This window comes from Saccharopolyspora halophila (assembly GCF_039531955.1).
GTDB lineage: Bacteria > Actinomycetota > Actinomycetes > Mycobacteriales > Pseudonocardiaceae > Saccharopolyspora > Saccharopolyspora halophila.
On sequence record NZ_BAAARA010000013.1, the window covers coordinates 36,735 to 55,915 of the forward strand.

21 protein-coding genes, 2 tRNA genes and 1 pseudogene are annotated in these 19,181 nt (G+C 69.7%); 13 read left to right on the top strand and 11 right to left on the bottom strand.

What is annotated here, in order from left to right:
• Positions 1-56: 56 nt before the first annotated feature.
• A complete protein-coding gene (locus tag ABD289_RS17985; protein WP_344133814.1) occupies positions 57-911 on the top strand; it encodes an alpha/beta hydrolase in 855 nt (284 codons plus the stop codon).
• Positions 912-917: 6 nt separating this feature from the next.
• On the opposite strand, the gene ABD289_RS17990 is transcribed toward ABD289_RS17985, so the two are convergent.
• From ABD289_RS17990 to tig, 5 genes are all read right to left on the bottom strand, one after another.
• Positions 918-1,556 carry an RBBP9/YdeN family alpha/beta hydrolase gene (locus ABD289_RS17990; protein ID WP_344133817.1) on the bottom strand — a complete coding sequence of 213 codons (639 nt, stop codon included), beginning with the start codon at positions 1,554-1,556 and terminating at the stop codon, positions 918-920.
• A gap of 373 nt (positions 1,557-1,929) precedes the next feature.
• Positions 1,930-3,210 (bottom strand): ATP-dependent Clp protease ATP-binding subunit ClpX, encoded by a 1,281-nt coding sequence (clpX, locus tag ABD289_RS17995; RefSeq protein WP_344133820.1) that lies wholly within the window; start codon positions 3,208-3,210, stop codon positions 1,930-1,932.
• 247 nt (positions 3,211-3,457) lie between these two features.
• On the bottom strand, positions 3,458-4,090 hold the full coding sequence (locus tag ABD289_RS18000) for an ATP-dependent Clp protease proteolytic subunit (protein WP_344133823.1): 633 nt from the start codon (positions 4,088-4,090) through the stop codon (positions 3,458-3,460).
• A gap of 40 nt (positions 4,091-4,130) precedes the next feature.
• A complete protein-coding gene (locus ABD289_RS18005) occupies positions 4,131-4,709 on the bottom strand; it encodes an ATP-dependent Clp protease proteolytic subunit (protein WP_344134048.1) in 579 nt (192 codons plus the stop codon).
• Positions 4,710-5,012: 303 nt separating this feature from the next.
• On the bottom strand, positions 5,013-6,392 hold the full coding sequence (tig, locus tag ABD289_RS18010) for a trigger factor (protein WP_344133826.1): 1,380 nt from the start codon (positions 6,390-6,392) through the stop codon (positions 5,013-5,015).
• 174 nt (positions 6,393-6,566) lie between these two features.
• On the opposite strand from tig, the gene ABD289_RS18015 reads away from it, so the two are divergent.
• Positions 6,567-7,469, top strand: a complete 903-nt coding sequence (locus tag ABD289_RS18015) for a ferredoxin family protein (protein ID WP_344133829.1) — start codon at positions 6,567-6,569, stop codon at positions 7,467-7,469.
• Here ABD289_RS18015 and ABD289_RS18020 read toward each other — a convergent pair.
• Both ABD289_RS18020 and ABD289_RS18025 read right to left on the bottom strand, forming a co-directional pair.
• On the bottom strand, positions 7,456-7,647 hold the full coding sequence (locus tag ABD289_RS18020) for a hypothetical protein (RefSeq protein ID WP_344133832.1): 192 nt from the start codon (positions 7,645-7,647) through the stop codon (positions 7,456-7,458). The two genes, ABD289_RS18015 and ABD289_RS18020, sit on opposite strands and share 14 nt — an antisense overlap.
• Before the next feature lie 139 nt (positions 7,648-7,786).
• A tRNA-Pro gene (locus ABD289_RS18025) sits at positions 7,787-7,860 on the bottom strand.
• Between the two features lie 126 nt (positions 7,861-7,986).
• Between ABD289_RS18025 and ABD289_RS18030 the strand changes: the two genes are divergently transcribed.
• The 6 genes and pseudogenes from ABD289_RS18030 to ABD289_RS18055 all read left to right on the top strand — a co-directional run bounded on the left by ABD289_RS18030 (position 7,987) and on the right by ABD289_RS18055 (position 13,212).
• Positions 7,987-8,060 (top strand) — tRNA-Gly (locus ABD289_RS18030).
• A 933-nt stretch (positions 8,061-8,993) separates the two neighbouring features.
• Positions 8,994-10,457, top strand: a complete 1,464-nt coding sequence (locus ABD289_RS18035; protein WP_344133835.1) for an MDR family MFS transporter — start codon at positions 8,994-8,996, stop codon at positions 10,455-10,457.
• A 60-nt stretch (positions 10,458-10,517) separates the two neighbouring features.
• On the top strand, positions 10,518-11,144 hold the full coding sequence (locus ABD289_RS18040; protein WP_344133838.1) for a 2'-5' RNA ligase family protein: 627 nt from the start codon (positions 10,518-10,520) through the stop codon (positions 11,142-11,144).
• Between the two features lie 97 nt (positions 11,145-11,241).
• Positions 11,242-11,502, top strand: a pseudogene (locus ABD289_RS18045) (GNAT family N-acetyltransferase); the annotation flags it as partial.
• 310 nt (positions 11,503-11,812) lie between these two features.
• Positions 11,813-12,373: a sterol carrier protein domain-containing protein gene (locus tag ABD289_RS18050; protein WP_344134051.1), complete on the top strand. Its 561-nt coding sequence runs from the start codon at positions 11,813-11,815 to the stop codon at positions 12,371-12,373.
• 101 nt (positions 12,374-12,474) lie between these two features.
• On the top strand, positions 12,475-13,212 hold the full coding sequence (locus ABD289_RS18055) for a hypothetical protein (RefSeq protein WP_344133841.1): 738 nt from the start codon (positions 12,475-12,477) through the stop codon (positions 13,210-13,212).
• 1 nt (position 13,213) lies between these two features.
• Here the strand turns inward: ABD289_RS18055 and ABD289_RS18060 are convergent, their stop codons facing one another.
• The 3 genes from ABD289_RS18060 to ABD289_RS18070 form a co-directional block, all read right to left on the bottom strand.
• On the bottom strand, positions 13,214-14,584 hold the full coding sequence (locus ABD289_RS18060; protein ID WP_344133844.1) for a serine hydrolase domain-containing protein: 1,371 nt from the start codon (positions 14,582-14,584) through the stop codon (positions 13,214-13,216).
• Between the two features lie 85 nt (positions 14,585-14,669).
• Complete coding sequence (locus tag ABD289_RS18065; protein ID WP_344133847.1) at positions 14,670-15,479, bottom strand: Fpg/Nei family DNA glycosylase; 810 nt, start codon at positions 15,477-15,479, stop codon at positions 14,670-14,672.
• A gap of 69 nt (positions 15,480-15,548) precedes the next feature.
• Positions 15,549-15,863: a hypothetical protein gene (locus ABD289_RS18070; protein WP_344133850.1), complete on the bottom strand. Its 315-nt coding sequence runs from the start codon at positions 15,861-15,863 to the stop codon at positions 15,549-15,551.
• 306 nt (positions 15,864-16,169) lie between these two features.
• On the opposite strand from ABD289_RS18070, the gene ABD289_RS18075 reads away from it, so the two are divergent.
• From ABD289_RS18075 to ABD289_RS18095, 5 genes are all read left to right on the top strand, one after another.
• Positions 16,170-16,955, top strand: a complete 786-nt coding sequence (locus ABD289_RS18075) for an MBL fold metallo-hydrolase (protein WP_344133853.1) — start codon at positions 16,170-16,172, stop codon at positions 16,953-16,955.
• A 124-nt stretch (positions 16,956-17,079) separates the two neighbouring features.
• Positions 17,080-17,241, top strand: coding sequence for a hypothetical protein (locus ABD289_RS18080; protein WP_344133856.1), 162 nt, complete (start codon positions 17,080-17,082; stop codon positions 17,239-17,241).
• Positions 17,238-17,546 carry a hypothetical protein gene (locus ABD289_RS18085; RefSeq protein ID WP_344133859.1) on the top strand — a complete coding sequence of 103 codons (309 nt, stop codon included), beginning with the start codon at positions 17,238-17,240 and terminating at the stop codon, positions 17,544-17,546. The genes ABD289_RS18080 and ABD289_RS18085 overlap by 4 nt, the downstream gene beginning before the upstream one ends.
• 113 nt (positions 17,547-17,659) lie before the next feature.
• Entirely contained in the window at positions 17,660-17,941 is a 282-nt protein-coding gene (locus tag ABD289_RS18090) for a hypothetical protein (RefSeq protein WP_344133862.1), read from the top strand.
• An 18-nt stretch (positions 17,942-17,959) separates the two neighbouring features.
• Positions 17,960-18,298 carry a toxin-antitoxin system YwqK family antitoxin gene (locus ABD289_RS18095; RefSeq protein WP_344133865.1) on the top strand — a complete coding sequence of 113 codons (339 nt, stop codon included), beginning with the start codon at positions 17,960-17,962 and terminating at the stop codon, positions 18,296-18,298.
• 223 nt (positions 18,299-18,521) lie between these two features.
• Here ABD289_RS18095 and ABD289_RS18100 read toward each other — a convergent pair whose 3' ends face one another.
• A complete protein-coding gene (locus ABD289_RS18100; protein ID WP_344134054.1) occupies positions 18,522-19,181 on the bottom strand; it encodes an endonuclease V in 660 nt (219 codons plus the stop codon).

A 19,181-nucleotide genomic window follows, 5' to 3' on the forward strand; every position in this document is an offset into this window, starting at 1 on the left:
CACGGCCCGGTGTTGAGATGCTTGCGGCAAGTGTTCGAACCAGTCCGGAGGACCGCTTGTCGCATCGGGAACCGATCGGCCGCGCGATGTCGCGGCGCTTCGTACTCTCCTCCGGAATCGCCGGGCTCGGAGCGCTCGGGCTCGGTCTGAGCACCGACACCGGCACGCCGGTCAACCAGGCGATGCCGCTGACCGGCAACGTCTCGGTGGAGCAGATCCGATCGCGCTCGCGCGGCCGCCCGGTGGACATGGTCGTCATGCACCCCCGAGGCGTGGACCCGCAGGGACTGCCGGTCTGCCTGATGCTGCACGGCCGGTACGGAGACGCGCTGGATCTCGTCGCGGGCGTTCCCACGTGGCTATCGGACTCCTTCGAGCAGCAGCGCATCCCGCCGTACACCGTCCTCGCCGTCGACGGCGGGCGCACGTCCTACTGGCACGACGACCCGATGACCATGCTGCTCGACGAGGTGCCCGGCTGGCTGGCCGAGCGCGGTCTCGGCGGTCCCGAGGGGCGCATCGCGGCCGTATCCGGCATCTCGATGGGCGGTTTCGGCGCGCTGCTCTACGCGCGGCGCCGCGCCGAGATGGGTGATCCGGTGCGCGCGGCGGGCGTGATCTCGCCCGCCCTGTTCACCACCTGGCGCCGGATGCGCACCCGGGACGCGTTCCGCAACGAGTCCGAGTGGGCCTCGCTGGACCCGCTCCGACACGTCGACGCCCTCGGCGACCTCCCGCTAGGCGTCTGGTGCGGCAACGCCGATCGCTTCATCAAGGGCACGCGCCGGTTCATCCGGCGAGCGCAGCCGGAGTACGCCTCGACGACGCCGGGACGGCACAACCGGGCCTACTTCCGGCGGGCGCTGCCCGAGCTCGTGGACTTCGTCGGCGGGCACCTGCACGACGCTTGACGGGGCTCAGGCCAGGCGGAGCCGCGGTTGGGCGTGGTTCGCCGTGTAGGGATCGGTGTCGTACCGGTCGTTGAGCGGAACCGTGCCGTAGAGCGTCCACTGCAGGACCGACGGCCACGGGCCGTAGCCCGCGCGGGTGTTGAGGTGCTCCCCGTCGAGGATCACGTCCATCTCGACCTGCAGCGCCTCGGCCAGCGCGTGCGCGCGGTGCATCGGCAGGAAGTCGTCCCCGGTGCCCACTACGAGCCTGGTGCTGCCCGCGGCCCGGCGCAGCGCGGCCGCGTCGGCCGGGTACGGAGTGATCCCCCGGGCGTGCTCGTGGTGCCAGTCGTTGTCCGGCGGGGCCACCACGAGCACCCGGTCGGCGCGCCGGACACCCGGCTCCATGGTGGCGGTGTGGTGCAGCCACAGGGCCGATCCGCACGAGTGGGTGGCCACCACCAGCTCGGCTTCCGGCGGAACCGCGGCCAGGCGCTCGCGCAGCACCGGCAGCCAGCGCTCCAGATCCGGGCGGTCCGGATCGGGCAGCGCGGGCAACTCCACCGGCACGTCCCGTTCGCGAAGCCGCCCGGCGAGCCACTGCTGCCAGTGCCACGGGCCGGCACCGGTCATCCCGTGAACAAGCAGGACGTGCATCTCGCTCATGAAACGTTCTCCCGGAATCGCCGTGCGGGGCCTCCCCCAATATCGACTATTCTCGCGCGGCCCGCAGGACACGGAACCGAGCGTCATGGCACTTCCCGCGAAAACCCGGCTGAGCAGCGGCGAATCACAACCCTGGCGCGAACGCGACAGCACCCCGTGCCGAATCGGTCACGGGGTGCAGTTCAGTACGCGGCGTCAGCCGCTGCTTCAGGTGTGGGACTCAGCCCGCACCGCCGCGGGTCCTCAGACGTCGTCGGGCGAGGACAGCCGCGACGCCGCGTAGGTGGCTACTCGAGGAGCGGATCCCGCAGCCCGGCGGCGCCTGAGGTTCCGCTCCCGGCACCGCCGAGCAAAACCCAACCTGAAAAGGGCCTCAGGCGGACTTCTCGCGGCGCTCGCGGCGCCCGGCCTGCCTGGCCACGATCGTCGGGTTGACGTTCTCCCGCACGGTCTGCTCGGTGATCACGACCTTGGCCACGTCCGAGCGGCCCGGGATGTCGTACATGACCGGGAGCAGGACCTCCTCCAGGATGGCGCGCAGGCCACGCGCCCCGGTGCCCCGCAGGATCGCCTGATCGGCGATGGCCTCCAGCGCGGTCTGGGTGAACTCCAGCTCGACGTTGTCCAGCTCGAAGAGGCGCTTGTACTGCTTGACCAGCGCGTTCTTCGGCTCGGTCAGGATCTGCACCAGCGCGGCCTTGTCCAGGTTCGTCACGCTGGCCTGGGTGGGCAGCCGGCCGATGAACTCCGGGATCAGCCCGTACTTGATCAGGTCCTCGGGCATCACGTCGGCGAAGTGATCGGCGGCGTCGACCTCCTGCTTGGAGCGCAGGTCCGCGCCGAAGCCCACGCTGTGCTTGCCGACCCGCTCCTCGACGATCTGGTCCAGCCCGGCGAAGGCGCCCGCCACGATGAACAGCACGTTCGTCGTGTCGATCTGGATGAACTCCTGGTGCGGGTGCTTGCGGCCGCCCTGCGGGGGCACGCTCGCGGTGGTGCCCTCCAGGATCTTCAGCAGCGCCTGCTGCACGCCCTCACCGGAGACGTCGCGGGTGATCGACGGGTTCTCGCTCTTGCGGGCGATCTTGTCGACCTCGTCGATGTAGATGATGCCGGTCTCGGCGCGCTTGACGTCGTAGTCGGCGGCCTGGATCAGCTTGAGCAGGATGTTCTCCACATCCTCGCCCACGTAGCCCGCCTCGGTCAGCGCCGTGGCGTCGGCGATCGCGAAGGGCACGTTGAGCATCTTGGCCAGGGTCTGCGCGAGGTAGGTCTTGCCGCAGCCGGTCGGGCCGAGCATCAGGATGTTCGACTTGGCCAGTTCGACGGCCTCTTCGCCGCGCGCTTCCTTCTTCTCCCCGGCCTGGATGCGCTTGTAGTGGTTGTAGACCGCAACCGAGAGATTGCGCTTCGCCGGATCCTGCCCGATGACGTACTGGTCGAGGAATTCGTGGATCTCGTTGGGCTTGGGCAGCTCGTCGAGCTTGACCTCGCCCGCCTCCGCGAGCTCCTCCTCGATGATCTCGTTGCAGAGATCGATGCACTCATCGCAGATGTACACGCCGGGGCCGGCGATGAGTTTCTTCACCTGCTTCTGGCTCTTCCCGCAGAAGGAGCACTTCAGCAGGTCGCCGCCGTCACCGATACGTGCCATGACCGCTGACCCCGTCCCCTCCGGCACGCCCTCCGATAGCGCGCCTGACCGTTATGTTCCTTCGACGGTACCTGGCATTCCCCGCGTTCGGGGAGACTCACAGTGTCCGCCACCGCCGTGCGCGCCGTGACCAGCGTCGCCATCGGCGTGTCGCGGCGCGGAGCCGGGCGTGGCGCACGCCCGACCCCAGCCTACGACCGGAAGCGTCCCCGCCCACTTCGTGGGAAGCGGGCGGGGACGCCGCACATCAGGACTTCTGCTGCGAGAGCTTCCGGTACGGCACGACCTCGTCGAGGATGCCGTACTCGACGGCCTGCTCGGCGGTGAGGATCTTGTCGCGGTCGACGTCCTCGCGCACCTGCTCGGCCGAGCGGTTGGTGTGCTTGCCCAGCGTCGACTCCATCAGCTCGCGCATCCGCTGCACCTCGGCGGCCTGGATCTCCAGGTCGGAGACCTGACCGTAGATGCCCTCCACGGACGGCTGGTGGATCAGCACGCGGGAGTTCGGCAGCGCCTGGCGCTTGCCCTTGGTGCCGCCCGCCAGCAGCACCGCCGCGGCCGAGGCCGCCTGGCCCAGGCAGATGGTGCGCACGTCGGGACGCACGTACTGCATCGTGTCGTAGATGGCCATCATCGCGGTGAACGAGCCGCCCGGGGAGTTGATGTACATCTGGATCTCGCGATCCGGGTCATCGGACTCCAGGAACAGCAGCTGCGCCATCACGTCGTTCGCGGACGCGTCGTCGACCTGGACACCCAGGAACACGATCCGTTCCTCGAACAACTTGTTGTACGGGTTGGACTCCTTGACCCCGTACGCGGTGCGCTCGACGAACGACGGCAGCACGTACCGGGACTGCAAAGACTGGTAAGGGTTCACGTCTGGTGACTCCTCGTTACTAGGTCCGGTCGGGGCGACGTCAGGCGCTCGGCAGGTTCGCCGCGCTGGCCACGTGGTCCACGAAGCCGTAGTCCCTGGCCTCCTGAGGGTTGAACCAGCGGTCGCGGTCCGAGTCGGCGATGATCTTCTCGACCGTCTGACCGGTCTGTTCGGCGATCAGCTCGGCCATCTCCCGCTTGTGCTTGGAGAACATCTCCGCCTGGATCGCGATGTCCGAGGCCGTACCGCCCAGCCCGGCGGAGGGCTGGTGCATCATGATCCGCGCGTGCGGCAGCGCGAAGCGCTTGCCCTTGGCACCCGCGGACAGCAGGAACTGCCCCATCGAGGCCGCCATGCCCATGGCCACCGTCGTCACGTCGGGCTTGATCAGCTGCATGGTGTCGTAGATCGCCATGCCAGCCGTCACCGAACCGCCCGGCGAGTTGATGTAGAGCGAGATGTCGCGGTCCTGGTCTTCAGCTGCCAGCAGCAACAGCTGCGAGCAGATCTGGTTGGAGATCGAGTCCTCGACCTGGGAGCCGAGGACGATGATCCGCTCCCGCAGCAGTCGCTCGTAAACCGAGTCGTTGAGCGAGAGTCCGTTATTGCCGCTCCGCATGGACGGCGACTGCGCGTCGGACGCCGGAACAGTCAGGTGCTGCGTCACGTCTCCCTGCCTTCTCCCACAATTGGGCCCTTTGTCCACCCTGGTCACTCCGGTCGCCTCGGGTCCGCCGGCTCCGCTTCCACAGTGGACCCGAACGAACCAGCCGGGTGTCGTCCATGACCGCAGGTGATGTGTTGCTTCCCTACTCGGGTGATCCGCTACAACCGACCCTAACGAACGTGGGCGGCACCAGCTTCCCAGTACCGCCCACGTTCGCTCAGAGCTTGCGTATTGAGTTGTCCCGCGTAAGCCGGGTCACTCGGCCTTGGTCGTCTCCGAGTCCTCCGAGGTCTCCTCGGCGGACTCCTCGGAACCGCCCTCGCCGAACAGCTCCTCCATGTCCAGGGAGTTGCCCGAGGCGTCCTGGACGGTGGCCTGACGGACCACCGAGAACAGCGCCTTGCTCCGGCGGACGTCGGCGTACATGGCGCCGATCTGGCCGGCCTCCTGGGCCTGCTGGACGAACTGGTCCGGGCTCATGCCGTACTGCTGGGCCTGGTAGATGATCCGCTGGGTCAGCTCCTCGTCCGAGACCTGCACGTCCTCGGCGTCGGCGATGGTGTCCAGCACCAGCTGGGTGCGGACCGCCTTCTCCGCCTCTTCGCGGGCCTCGGCGTCGAACTGCTCGCGGTTCTTGCCCTGCGTCTCAAGCCACTCTTCGAAGCGCTTCTCGTCGTGGTCGAACGGGTGAATCGCGTCGTGCTGGCGCGCCTCGACCTCCTGCTCGACGACCTTCTCCGGGAGCGGCACCTCGACGGTCTCGAGCAGAGCCTCCAGGACCTTGTCCCGGGCCTGCATGCCCTGCTCCATCTTCTTGACCCGGCTCACGCGATCGCGCAGGTCGGCCATGAGTTCCTCGGCCGTGTCGAACTCGCTGGCCATCTGCGCGAACTCGTCGTCGGCCTCCGGCAGCTGGCGCTCCTTGACCGACTGCAGGGTGACCTCGACCTCCGCGTCCTTACCGGCGTACTCGCCGGCAAGGAGCTTCGTGGTGAAGGTCGTGGTCTCGCCCTCGCTCGTGCCGATCAGCGCGTCGTCGATGCCGTCGATGAGCTGGCCGGAACCGATCTCGTAGGACAGGCCGGAGGTCTGAGCGTCCTCGACCTCCTCGCCGTCCACCGTCGCGGACAGGTCGATGCTGACGAAGTCGCCGTGCTGCGCCGGACGCTCCACCCCGGTCAGGGTGCCGAAGCGAGCGCGCAGGTTGTTGAGCTCCTCGTTCACCGCGTCCTCGTCGACCTCGAGGTCGTCGACGCTGACCGACAGCTCGCCGAAGGCGGGGACGGTGATCTCCGGGCGGACGTCCACCTCGGCGGTGAACGCGACCGCGTCACCGTCCTCGATCTTGGTCACCTCGATGTCCGGGCGCCCGAGGGTGCTCACCTCGTTGGAGTTGACGGCCTCCATGTACTTCGCCGGGACCGCGTCGTTGATGACCTGGTCGAGCACGGGCGCGCGACCAATGCGGCTCTCCAGCACGCGGGACGGGACCTTTCCCGGACGGAAGCCGGGGATGCGGACCTGCTGGGCCAGTTCCTTGTACGCGCGGTCGAAGTTCGGCTTGAGCTCGTCGAACGGCACCTCGACGTTGATCCGGACGCGCGTCGGGCTCAGGTGCTCGACGGTGCTCTTCACGTGGTCTCCTAGTGCGAACGTGCTTGTTCCCCGGCGTACCTGAGGGCGCGGTGCGACAACACCGCGACCGATGCCGGGCTGACCTCTGAGTCTATTGCTTTCCAACCGGACACACGGCCCGGGGTTGGGCAAGCCCGTCAGGAGAAGCGCGTCCCGGCGTGTTTGAGTGGGGTCGTGCGCTCCACCACCGCCGATACCACCTGCGCGGCTCTGTCCCAAGCGCTGACCGAGCCGCTGCCAGGCACGGCCGCGGTCGCGTCCGCCTGGCTGTGCCTGGAGCAACGGGGACCGTGGGGGCACAACGCGCTGCTGGAAAGCCACCTCGACCCCGGCATCGGCGCCGAGCTCGACCGGCGCGCGAGCGCGCACGGCGTGCGGGTGCAGCTCATCCGGCATCCCGGCCCGCACCCCGACACCTCCGGACCGCGGCAGGTGCTGATCGGGCACGCCGAACCCGGCGGCTGGCTGCGCGAGAAGACCATCGACGACCCGGCCGAACTGCTCGACCTCGACTTCCAGCGCATCGCCGCAGGGCGGCACGACGGCTGGGGCGAGCAGGCGAGCCCGGTGCTGCTGGTCTGCACCAACGGGCGGCGGGACCGGTGCTGCGCGCTGCTCGGACGCGAGCTCATCGCCGAGATCAGCGAGCACCACCGGGACGCGATCTGGGAGACCTCGCACACCGGCGGGCACCGCTTCGCCCCCGCCGCGGTGCTGCTGCCCAGCGGCTACACCTACGGCCGCCTGACCACGCACCAGGTCGACTCGGCGCTGGCCGCCGCGGCCGCGGGCAAGGTCTCGCTGGACGGCCTGCGCGGACGTTCCGCGTGGAGCAGGTCCGGGCAGGCCGCCGAGCTGGCCGTGCGCCACGAGCTCGGCGAGAGCCTCCAGGACGCGCTCGAGGTCGACGAGACGGAGGAGACCGCGGAGAGCACCGTGGTGCGAGTCCGGCACCGGGACGGACGGGACTGGCGAGTCGCCGTCCGCCCGCGCGAGCTCGACCCGCCCCGCCCCAACAGCTGCGGCAAGGAGGCCGTGCGGCCCGTCTCGCTCGAGGCCCGGATCATTCGGCCATAGCCGACCCCATCTCCGTCGGGGTGACCGCGGTCTGAATGCCTCCGGCCGGGTCCGAGGACGCGGGAGCCACCGGCGGGCCCGGGACCCACAGCGACACCACGATCAGGCCGGCCACGACGGCGCACAGCACCACGCACACCACAAGGACCGACCGTCCGCTGCCCAGACCTGGCGCCATCGCTTCATGCACGGTCGGGAAATCGGCGCGGGTCAGCGTGCCGTTACCCGAAACCGGGCACGAGTGCGGCACAGGTCACCGCGACCGGGCCGGAAAGACGAAACCGGCCGCCCGCCTCAGCGAGCAGCCGGTCACCACGTCGGGGTGGCGGGATTTGAACCCACGACCCCTCGCACCCAAAGCGAGTGCGCTACCAAACTGCGCCACACCCCGTCCGACGTGCGACACACCCGGAAAACCCGGGTGCGTTGCAAAGAGCCTATCGCGACCCGTTAGAGTGGGACACGCAAGGTCGCCAACGCCCGCGGAGAGCCCCGCGGGAACAGGCGGAACCAGCACGCGGGCGTAGCTCAATGGTAGAGCCCCAGTCTTCCAAACTGGCTACGCGGGTTCGATTCCCGTCGCCCGCTCCAGGGCGTGGGCGGAGTGCGCTTGCCACCCTCTTCGAGGGGATGGCGGCGCCTCCGCCCTTTCGCATTTCATTGCGGGGGCCGAGCCCCCGCAGGCCCCCACGGTGCGGCAGACCCCCACCGGACAGCTCCCTACGCCGGACCCCGTTCCCGGCCTGGGTTCACACCAGCACGCTCACAGCGCTGCTCACACGAGCTCGCATACCACCCTTGAAGCGCGGGCGAAGCGTGCCTTGCCACCCTCCCCGAGGGAACGGCGGCACCTCCGCCCCTTTCGCATCTCATTGCGGGGACTCCGGAGGGGGCCTTTCAGAATGCGGCGGAGCCGCATTCGGTGCGGGACTCAGCCGGCGCCGCTGCGGGTTCTCAGACGCCGTCGGGCGAGGACAGCCGCGACGCCGCGTAGGCCGCTACTCAAGGAGCGGATCCCGCAGCACGGGGGCGTCTGAGGTTCCGCTCCCGGCACCGCCACGCAAACCCCAAACCGAGATGCCTCCTAAGCCCCGGCCTGGGTTCTCACCGGCACGCTCGCGGGGTTCGGTGGCGCGCTTGGGGTGCCTTCGGTTGGGGTGGGTTTTGTTGTGACCTGCTTTTCGGCCGCTTTTGAGTTGGGCTCCTAGCTCGCTTTTGGGTTGGGTTCTCGATTTCGGATCGACTTGTGGTTGGGGGGTTTGGGGTCAGACTCGGTGCGGGTGGGGTCGTTTGGTGCGCCCGGGTTGCGGTGGGTTTGTGACCACTGTCACTACTTGGCTTTGTGACCTGGGCGTTCGCCTCTGGTTGATTTTGTCGGGGAATAAAAATGAGTTGGGCGTCGTCAGCGGGGTGCGCGAGACTGGGGTTGTCGCTCTCGGCTCGCCGTCCCGGCGCCGGGGCTTGACGTGCGCGCCCGGAGCCGTGGGCGCCGCTGTTCTTATCGGTTCTTCCCGTGGGGGTTTTGTGCGGCGACTTGAGTACAAGTGGCTGGTCGGCATCACGTTCGTGCTGGCTCTGATCATGCAGATCCTGGACGTCACCATCCTGAACGTGGCGCTGGCCACGCTCGGGCGGGAGTTCGGGGTCAGCGCGGGACAGCTGCAGTGGGTGCTGACCTCCTACATGATCAGTCTCGCCGTCTTCATCCCCGCGTCCGGCTGGATCGCCGATCGCTTCGGCAGCAAGCGGACCTTCCAGCTGGCGGTGATCACTTTCACCGCCGCCTCCATGCTGTGCGGGCTGTCCACCGAGATGTGGATGCTGGTCGGCGCCCGCTTCCTGCAGGGCGTCGGCGGCGGCATGCTGGTGCCCGTCGGTCAGGCGATGATGTTCCGCGCCTTCCCCGCCAACGAGCGGGCCAAGGCGGGTGCGGTGCTGTCCATCCCGATCACCATCGCTCCGATGCTCGGACCGCTGCTCGGCGGCTTCCTCGTCGAGTACGCGAGCTGGCGCTGGATCTTCTTCATCAACCTTCCCGTCGGCGCGCTGGCCCTGCTGTTCACCATCCTGTTCCTCCAGGAGGAGGCCACCCGCGACCCCGGCCGCTTCGACGTCCCCGGGTTCGTGTTCGCCGGCGCCGGCCTCGCCTCCCTGCTCTACGGCCTCGACCTCGGCTCCCAGGACGGCTGGACCGAGGTGCCGGTGTGGATCGCGCTGGGCTCGGCAGTGCTGCTCATCGGCGCTCTGGTGTGGCGCGAGCTGCGGGTGCGCAAGCCGATGCTGGACCTGCGACTGCTCAGCGACCGCATGTTCAGCACCGGCAACGTACTGCTGATCTGCATGACCGGCGCGATGTTCGGCGTGCTGTTCCTCATCCCGCTCTACCTGCAGAACCTGCGCGGTTTCTCACCGCTGGAGGCGGGCCTGGTGCTGATGCCGCAGGCCGTCGTCATGCTGCTCACCACCCAGGTGGTCAGCCGGGTGTACGGCCGGATCGGTCCGAAGCGGCTGATCCTGGTCGGCTTCGCGATGCAGATCTGCACCGGTGCGCTCCTGCAGCTGCAGGGCCTGCACACCTCGGTGTGGCTGCTCGTCGGGCTGCTGGGCACCCAGGGCCTGGCGATGGGCCTGCTGATGACCCCGGTGCAGACCGCGACCTTCGCCAGGATCTCCGGGCCGTCGATGGGCATGGCCAGCTCCATGTTCAACGTCAGCAGGCAGGTGGCCACCGCGTTGGGCACCGCGGTCGTCGCGACCGTGCTCACCGTCCTGACCACCCGCGGAATGGCCACTGTGGACCAGGCCGCGCCTGCGCAGATGGCCCAGGTCCAGATGAGCGCGTTCCACGGCGCGTTCCTGGTCTCGGTGGTCTTCGCGGCGCTGGGTATGGTGCTGACATTGCGGGTGCGCGACGCCGATGCCGCGGCCACTCTCGACCGCCGGAACGCCGCCGCACGCAAGGGTGAACCCGAGCCGTCGAAACCGTGAGATAGGTCAAGCGCGCCCCACTTCCGGACTCGTCCGGGCACTATGTGAGGGGTGACCGACATGCCGCATGCCGATCAGGTTCGAAACCACGCCCGCTGGCGCCCCGGCTGGCACGCCGGGCGCACCAGCTATGCCTGGGTGCTCCCGCTGGCGGAGCAACCGGGGCTGCGCAAGCTGGTCAACGACTACCAGTACGCGCTGCGCGACCTACCCGGCTTCGACCTGGTCCCGCTGGAATGGATGCACATTCTGGTGCAGGAGGTCGGCTTCACCGACGAGATCGACGAGTCGCGGATCCAGTCGCTGCTGGACGCCACGCGCCCCCGTCTGACCGAGGTGCTGCCGCTGACCCTGGCCTTCCACCACGCCGTGGTGCTGCCGGAGTCGCTCGCCCTGCCAGCCGAGCCGCAGTCCTCCGTGCTGGAGCTGCGATCGGCGGTCCGCGAAGCGACCGCGGAAGTGCTCGGCGAGGACGCCGTGCCCGCGGAACCGGAGGACATCGACAAGCACGTGAGCCTGGCGCACTCGACCACCGACGGCCCGGCGATCTTCGCCATCGCGACGCTGTCGGCCACGCAGGTCGAGTCGGCCACCGCCAAGATCCCCGCGTTGTCGCTGGTCAAGCTCAACCGCGATCACTCCAGCACGGAGTGGGAGACCATCGCCGAGGTCCCGCTCGGCGGGTGACTCGGTAGCCGCCGTCGGCGGTGCGCGTTAGGAAGGCCACGTGGCCGATCTCCGCACGCGCACCCTGACCGACGCCGAGTCGGACGAGTTCCTCGCCGTGTTCGGCGCGGCATTCCTCCGGGATCTGGCCGTCTTCCGCCCCCTGTTCGAGCACATCCGGCCGATCGGGGCCTTCGACGGCGCCGAGCTGATCGGCGTGGCTGGCCACTTCGACCAGACGACGACCGTGCCCGGCGGCCTCGGCTGCCCGCTCGCCGCCGTGACCACGGTGGGTGTCAAACCCGATCACCGGCGGCGCGGTGCTGCCAACGCCCTGATGCGTCACCAGCTCGACGATCAGCGCGCAGCAGGCGTCCCGCTCGCGGCGCTGCACGCCTCCGAGGGCGCCATCTACGGCCGCTACGGGTACGGCGTGGCCAGCGCGTCCAACCACCTCGAGGTGCCCGGCCGGGCGGCGTTCCGGCCCGGCGTCGAGGTCGACGAGCGACCGGTCCGCGAGGTCACCCGGGAGCAGGCGCTGCCCGCGCTGCACGAGCAGTACGCGCGCATCGCCGCGCATCGGACCGGCTGGCTCGCCCGCGACGCGGGCTGGGAGGCGCGAACTGATCCAGGAACGGCGCGGCGACGAGGACGCGCACCGGTTCGCGCTGCACCCGGAGGGCCACCTGATCTACCGGGCGCAGCCCAAGTGGAACGACCGCGGCCCGGACTACCGGCTGGAGATCGTGACGCTGGGCGCCGAGACTCCGCAGGCCTACGCCGCGCCGTGGCGGTACCTGCTGGACCTCGACCTGGCCGCCGAGGTGGTGTGGCCCAAGGCCGCGGCCGATGAACCGATCGGGCGCCTGCTGGCCGATCCGCGCGCCGCCCGGCAGCAGCACTCCGACGGGCTGTGGTTGCGGTTGATCGACCTGGAATCCGCGCTACCCGCTCGCCGCTACGGCGCCGGAGCGGACGTCGTCCTGGAGATCACCGACGGGTTCCGCCCGTGGAACGCGGGACGCTGGCGGCTGCGCACATCGTTGTCGGACGCGTCGGTCTCGCGCACCCAGGAGCCCGCGCAGCTGGCCCTCGACACCGCCGATCTGGCCGCGGCCTACCTCGGTGGCACCACGCTGACCTCGCTGGCCGCCGCCGGCCGGGTGCGTGAGCTCGTCCCCGGCGCGCTGAGCACCGCATCCCGCGCCTTCGCCACCGACCGGCCGCCGAGCTGCCCGGACGCCTTCTGAGCACTCGCGGCCCCGGCCAGCGCGTTCCGCGCGAGGAGCGCAGGCATGGGCGGTCAGCGGGTACCGTCGGATAACAACGGCTCTGCCCGCAGGAGGCAGCGATGACCGCACTGGTAGTTCTGCTCGTCGCGCTCGTGGTGGTCGTCGGCGCGATCTGGTGGTCCCGGCAGAAATCCCTCGAACGGCAGCGCAAGCAGCTCGAGGACGACAAGGCCGAGGCCCGGCGCTGGACGGAACGGCTCGGCGGGCAGGTGCTCAACCTCATCGGCACCAACGAGCCGGCCAAGCAGGCGATGGCCGACGCCGCCGAGCGGCACGGCGCCGCGGTCAGCCAGCTCGACCAGGTCACCACCGCCAATCAAGCCCGGTTGACCACCGAGTCCGCCCTGGAAGGTCTGCACTACGTGCGCGCCGCTCGATTGGCCATGGACATGGACCCCGGACCCGAGCTGCCCGCCCTGACCGGACAGATCCACGCGGGCTCGGTCAGCGAGTTCCGCGAGGTCGAGGTCGACGGCAAGCAGCAGGTCGCCTCCCCCGAGCCGACCGAGCGCACCCCGCACTACTACCCCGGCGGCACGGTCGCGGGCCGTCCGGTACCGCAGGGCTGGTACAGCGATCCCTGGTGGAAACCGGCGATGGCGGCCGGCATGTGGGGCGCGGGGTCCTACATGCTGATGGGTGCGCTGTTCGCGGGCATGGCCACCGTGCCCGCCGAGGCCGCCGCTGCCGACGGCATGTCCGGCGACCCGGGCATGGACGGCGGAGCGGAAGGCCTCGACGGGTTCAACGACGGCGGCGGCGTGGACGGCTTCGACTTCGGCGGCTTCGGGTTCTGACTCACGGCACCGAGCCGAGGATCGCGCGAGCGATCGCTTCACCGTTCTGCGCGAGTCCGTTCGTCGGGACGGTTCCGTCGCACACCACGAGGTTGCACTCGCTGTTGGGCGCGAGGTCGCGCAACAGCACGGCCGGGTCGGCGTAGTTGCGCGGGTCGAAGTCGAACTCCGCCGGAGGCGCCGTGTAGGGACCGGGGTCGGGAACGTCCTGGTCCTGCACGCCCTTCATCAGGATCCGGAAGAAGTTGTGGTACAGATCCGAGGCGGCGAGGTTGCCGCTGAGCGCTCCGCCCGGATTCGTCGTCGTGTCGCCGAACGCTCCGGTCCAGGACACCGTCATGTTCAGGCTCGGGATGATGAAGTTGTTCTGCTGCAACGCGCCGACCATGGCGTAGAGATCGCGCGGCGCGCTCGGGATCATCTCGTGCTGCACGGCTTGCGAACTCGGCAGGTTGGTGCTGATGCAGGGCTCGCCGCGGTTGGTCCAGAACAGCATGCCGTAGCAACCGTTGGTGCTCGTGGGCTCGCCGACCCGGCGCACGTAGTCCGCGGGCACGACCTGCTGACCGTTCCACTCGCCGTCGTTCTGCATCAGCAGGCCGAGCTTGGCGTACTGCTCCGGCGGGATGAACAGGTGCGCGTAGCCGTAGGTCTGGCCGGAGCGGTCGCGCAGCCAGAAGTAGCTCGAGCGCGGAATGTCGAGCGGGTCGAACAGGTGGCGCTGCGCGTAGTCCTGCAGGTCCGTGCCCACCGCGCGCTGCACCGCGCAGGCCAGCAGGTCGGGCGTGCGCTGGCTGTACTCGAAGTGCGTGCCGGGCTGGTGGGTCAGCGGCTGGGCCAGTGCCTCCTGGCAGATGTCCGGGTCGAGGCCGGTGGTGGCGCCTTCGGACAGGATCGCCTCGTCGAGGCCCGAGGTCTGGGTGAGCAGCTGGCGCAGCGTGATCGCCCGGTGCGCCGCATCGCCCCGGCCGGCGGGAAAGTACTTGCCCACCGGGTCGTCGAGCGCCAGTTTCCCCTGGCCCTCCGCGATGCCGGTGAGCATGGAGAGCACCGACTTGGTGGAGCTCCACACGTTGTAGGGCAGACCGCCGGTCACCGGGTCCAGCGCGCCCGCGCCGACCCGGCAGTTGTTCCGGAAGATCTGCACCGAGGTCCGCATGTGGGTGTTCGCGTAGGCCAGCGCCTCCCGGACCGCAGCCGGGTCCAGGTCGACCTCCTCGGGCGCGGCGGATTCGAAGCCGCCCTCGGCGGGCAGGGCGCAGTCCCGCTGGTCCGCGGGTTGCGGTTCGGCGACGGCCGCCGCCGGGTTGGCACCGGCCGCCAGCAGGACCACCAGAGCTGTGATCAGCGATCGAACGGGACTCCGACGCACACCGGGCTCCTCTCTGCAGGAAAAGCGACGTTGCTCGACCTAGCGGTAAAAGATCTAGCACGTGGCTACTGCCGCGTAAACAAGTTCAGCCCGGTTGGCAGGTGGGACACCAGTAGAGCTTGCGGCCGGCCAGGTCGTTCATCCGGACCTCGGTTCCGCAGACGAGGCAGGGCATCCCGGCTCGGCGGTAGACGTAGACCTCACCACCGTGCCGGTCCTGGCGCGGGGCCCGGCCGGTGACCTCGGGCAGGTGCTCGTCGCGAACGGTGTCGATGCGCCCGGCCCGGACGCCGTCGGCCATCAGCTCGACGAGATCGGCCCAGATCAGCTCCCAGTTCTCGCGGCCGAGCGAACGACCGGGAGTCATCGGCTCGACGCCGTGGCGGAACAGGACCTCGGCGCGGTAGACGTTGCCCACTCCGGCCAGCAGTTTCTGGTCCATCAGCAGCGCGGCGATCGAGCTCTTCGACCGGGAGATCCGCTGCCAGGCACGTTCCGGGTCGGCGTCGGCGCGCAGCGGGTCCGGCCCCAGCCTCGCCCGCACCACGTCGGCCTCCTCCGGCGTGAGCAGCTCGCAGCTGATCGGGCCGCGCAGGTCGGTCCAGTGCGTGGGGCCCACGACGCGCATCCGAACCTGTCCGCGCGGTTCGAGGACCGGTAGCTCGGCTTCGGTGAACGTCCCGTACAGCCCCAGGTGGACGTGCACGACACGGTCGTCGGCGTAGTGGTGGAACAGGTGCTTGCCGTGCGCCTCGGCCCGCTCGAACACGACTCCGTCCAACACCTTGGCGTTCGCGGCGAAGCGGCCCTGCGGGCTGCTCACCTCGACCTCGTGCCCGGCGAACAGCTCACCGTGCACCCCGGCCAACCGGTGCAGTGTGTGCCCCTCCGGCAACGTTTCCCCTCCCGCGTCATCAACCGCCGGAAGAGTCAACCACACGCCGGACGAGCACCGCGGCAGGCGTCAGATCAGGATCCAGACCACGATCGACTCGATCAGGTAGGCCCCCGCGCAGCACAGCGCGACCAGCAGACCGCGGCGCACCGCCCGTTCGGAGCCGAGCACCAGCCCCGCGACGAGTGCGGCCAGGATCGCCACGACCGCACCCGCGATCAGCCACAGGCCCGCCCCGAGCGCGCAGTCCGGCTGCGGGCAGGTGGATCCGGGCCCGCCGAGCAGAGCGGGCGCCAGGGCTCGGTTGACGACGAACAGCACGGCCACGAGCACCGCCGTGCCCACCACCGCCACCAGCGAGGTACGCAAACGCGCCTTGATCACCCCACCAGTCTGGCAAACCCGCCGCCCGAGAGCACCCCGGTCCAAAACCGTTCAGGAGCACAGCAACCACCGTTTCAGGGGCTGTGACAGTTTTGCCTAAAACTGCGAGGACATCTCGGGCGCCGAGCCCTACAGTTTTAGGCAAAACTGTCACAACCGCCGCGCGAGCTCCGCTTCCCGCACCGTCGCGGCCCGGACGGCGCCTAGGGTGATCACCGTGTTCGGCGTGCTCGCTCATGTCGTCTTGTTGGCGGGTGAGGTGGGTGCCAGCGGGGTCGTTCCCGTGTTGCGGGGAGGTGTGTTGGCGTGACTTGGGTCGAGGTGGGGGATCGGGTTTTCGCGCGGCGGTACGGCGAGCTGGATCTGACCGTCGGGTTGGTGCTGGGCGCGGAGTCCGCGCTGGTCATCGATACCCGGGGTGATCACCGGCAGGGCGCGGAGCTGGCCGGGGCCGTGCGGGCGATGACCGCGCTGCCGTGGCAGGTGGTGCTCACGCACGGGCACTTCGACCACTGCTTCGGGACCTCGGCGTTCCTGCCCGCGCCGGTGTGGGCGCACGCGCGCTGCCCCGCGCACCTGGCAGCGACCGCGGGGGCGCAGCGGAAGCGCTGGGTCGAGCACTACCGCACCACCGGTCCCGAGACCGCCCGCGCGCTCGCCGATTCGGCACCCAGCACGCCGGATCACCTGGTCGACGACCCCGTCGAACTTGACCTGGGCGGCCGCGCGGTCCGCCTGTCGCATCCCGGGCCCGGACATACCGACCACGACCTGGTCGTCGAAATCCCGGACACCGCAACCATCTTCGCCGGCGACCTGGTCGAGCAGGGCGGCCCTCCGGACTTCGAGGACGCCCACCCGCTGCACTGGCCGGCCGCGCTGGACGCCGTGCTCGCCCGCGATCCGCGCACCATCGTCCCGGGCCACGGCGACCCGGTCGGCCCCGAATTCACCCGCGCCCAACGCGACGAGATCGCCCGGCTGGCCGAGCTCTGCGCCGAGCACCTCGCCGGTACCCGCACCCACGAGGAAGTCCTCCACGCCTCGCCGTTCCCGGCCGAGACCACCTCGGCGGCCCTGTCCCGAACCTGACCGGAACTGCTCCTTCCGGAGCATCCGAGCGGCGCATTCCGACCATTTCGACAACGGATCGCAACCGCGCACCTCCCGGACGCGTCACACTGATCCGAACGAGATCGGGACTGGGGAGGCCGCGATGCCGGAGGACTTCGGCACGGACATCCGCGCCACGGAACAGCTGGTCCGGCAATGGCAGGAACGCGCCGCTGAGAAGGCCGAGCGCTACGGCCGGATGCAGGAGAGCGCATCGAGCAGGTCTCGGCCACCGAGAGGTCCGGCGACGGCGCCGTGCAGGTGACCGTCGACTCGAACGGCACGCTGCGGAACCTGGAGCTCTCGGAATCCGCCGGGAACCGGCCCATGTCGCAGCTGGCCGCGGAGATCATGCGTATCGCGCAGGCCGCCCGGGCGAAGGTCCCAGACCTGATGCAGGACGCGATCGCCGACACCGTGGGAGTGGAAGACACTGCGGCACAGCACATCCTGTCCGAAGCGCGGCGAACCTTCCCGCAGCCCGAGGACGAGCAACCGGAGCAGCAGTCCGCGCCCGAGCGGGGCGACTTCGAGGACGACGACTTCAGCGGCGGATCGTTCCTGCGCTGACCGACCGAGAAGGAGATCCGGATGCCCGACGAGATGCAGGTCGTGGTCGACAACCTGCGCGTCCACGCGTCCAACGTGGACGGAGTGGTGTCCGAGCTGACCACCGCGCAGTCGTGACCACCCTGACCGGGGAACTCGTTCCGTGGACGGTGCCGGATCAGGTGCTCGCGCACTTCCGCGAGCTCCGCCGGGAAATGGTTCGGCCGGACACCGGCGCATGGCTGAGCGCGAAGTGCGAGATCGGCTACCCGGACAAGTCCCAGATCCAGTTCAACACGTCCGAGGAACCGAGCTGGACCACGCCGCCCGCCGACCAGGACTACGAGCTCGAGCTGTCCCGCCACCCCAGACAGCCGGACAAGATCCCCGACTGGTTTCGGACCGGTTCGGGTTGAGCGCAGCAGTTGATCCGCGTGAACGAGGACGAGCTCGAAAGTGAGCCCCACGGTCCGGTGCTGCACAACGGCGTTCGGTTCACCGGAGTGGCCGAAGATCGACTGCCGGACGGAACGCCGGTCTCGTTGACCACCTATGTCGACGGACTGGAGGACGGACCGGACGAGGAGTGGTGCAACGACGGAACCCGCCGCTCGGAGGGGCAGTTCCAGCGAGGCGTTCCGGTCGGGATTCATCGCACCTGGGGTCCGGAGGGAAACCTCTCCCGCGAGGTCGAGTTCAGCGACGCCGGGCGAATCCTGCGCCGTCGCGGCTTCGACGAGGCGGGCGAGGTCACGTGGGAGGACGCCGGCTAGGAGTGCTCGCGTGGCGGTGCCGGTTGCGGAACCTCGGCGGCCGGTCAGCTCCGTGATCCGCTACTGATGTGTGGCCGCAAACCCACCGATGAGCGGCGCCGCGGCTGCTTCGCCACCCCTGCGGCAGAGCCGACCGGTGCTCGTCGGATGCGAGCGGTCGGCGGGCCCGGAGCCGAGCGGGGTCGGGCCACCATCGCCTCGTCACCCGGTGCAGCGCACCAGCTCACCGCGTCGTGCGGACCAGGTGGTCGGCGGTGCGGGTGGTCTCCGGGAGCCGGTACCTGGGTGCCAGTTCGAGGACCAGGCCGCAAGCCGCGTCGAGCGTGCAGCGGTGGCCGACCGAGACAAGGACCGGTTTGACCCCGTGCTGGGTTCGCAGGGCGCTGCCCACCTCTTCCCCGTCCATTCGGATCGGCGACCGGTCCCCTCTCCGCTGTCCGGGTGGGTCGAACCGGCCCATGGGGGTCTTGCCGACCCCGATGGCCGGGAGGTCGGTCAACACGCCGAGGTGGCAGGCGAGGCCGAAGCGGCGCGGGTGGGCCAGGCCCTGGCCGTCGCAGACCAGCACGTCCGGCACGACCGAGAGCTGCCGCAGCGCCGCCAGCAGCGGCGGGGCCTCGCGGAAGGCGAAAAGACCCGGGGCGTAGGGGAACTCGGCGCGCCCGCGGACGGTGGCGCTGTCCACGACGGACAGCGCGGGCACGTCGAGGACCGCGACCGCGGCCACCAGCTCGTCGGAGGACTCGTCGTAGGCGACGTCCAGCCCGGCCGCGGTGCGGACCTCGGCCGGTTGGCCGTCGAAGCGCACCAGCGGGCGGAGGCGCTGCTGGACGGCCACCGCTTCCGCCCGCGTGGACGGCCACTCGTGCTCGCGCACCTCGAT

Bases quoted from the DNA above. Each gene is read 5' to 3' on its own strand.
- clpX (WP_344133820.1), bottom strand. From the start codon at position 3,210: ATGGCACGTATCGGTGACGGCGGCGACCTGCTGAAGTGCTCCTTCTGC.
- ABD289_RS18020 (WP_344133832.1), bottom strand. From the start codon at position 7,647: ATGGCGCCAGGTCTGGGCAGCGGACGGTCGGTCCTTGTGGTGTGCGTG.
- ABD289_RS17990 (WP_344133817.1), bottom strand. From the start codon at position 1,556: ATGAGCGAGATGCACGTCCTGCTTGTTCACGGGATGACCGGTGCCGGC.
- ABD289_RS18055 (WP_344133841.1), top strand. From the start codon at position 12,475: ATGACCGCACTGGTAGTTCTGCTCGTCGCGCTCGTGGTGGTCGTCGGC.
- ABD289_RS18005 (WP_344134048.1), bottom strand. From the start codon at position 4,709: ATGCGGAGCGGCAATAACGGACTCTCGCTCAACGACTCGGTTTACGAG.
- ABD289_RS18080 (WP_344133856.1), top strand. From the start codon at position 17,080: ATGCCGGAGGACTTCGGCACGGACATCCGCGCCACGGAACAGCTGGTC.
- ABD289_RS18040 (WP_344133838.1), top strand. From the start codon at position 10,518: ATGCCGCATGCCGATCAGGTTCGAAACCACGCCCGCTGGCGCCCCGGC.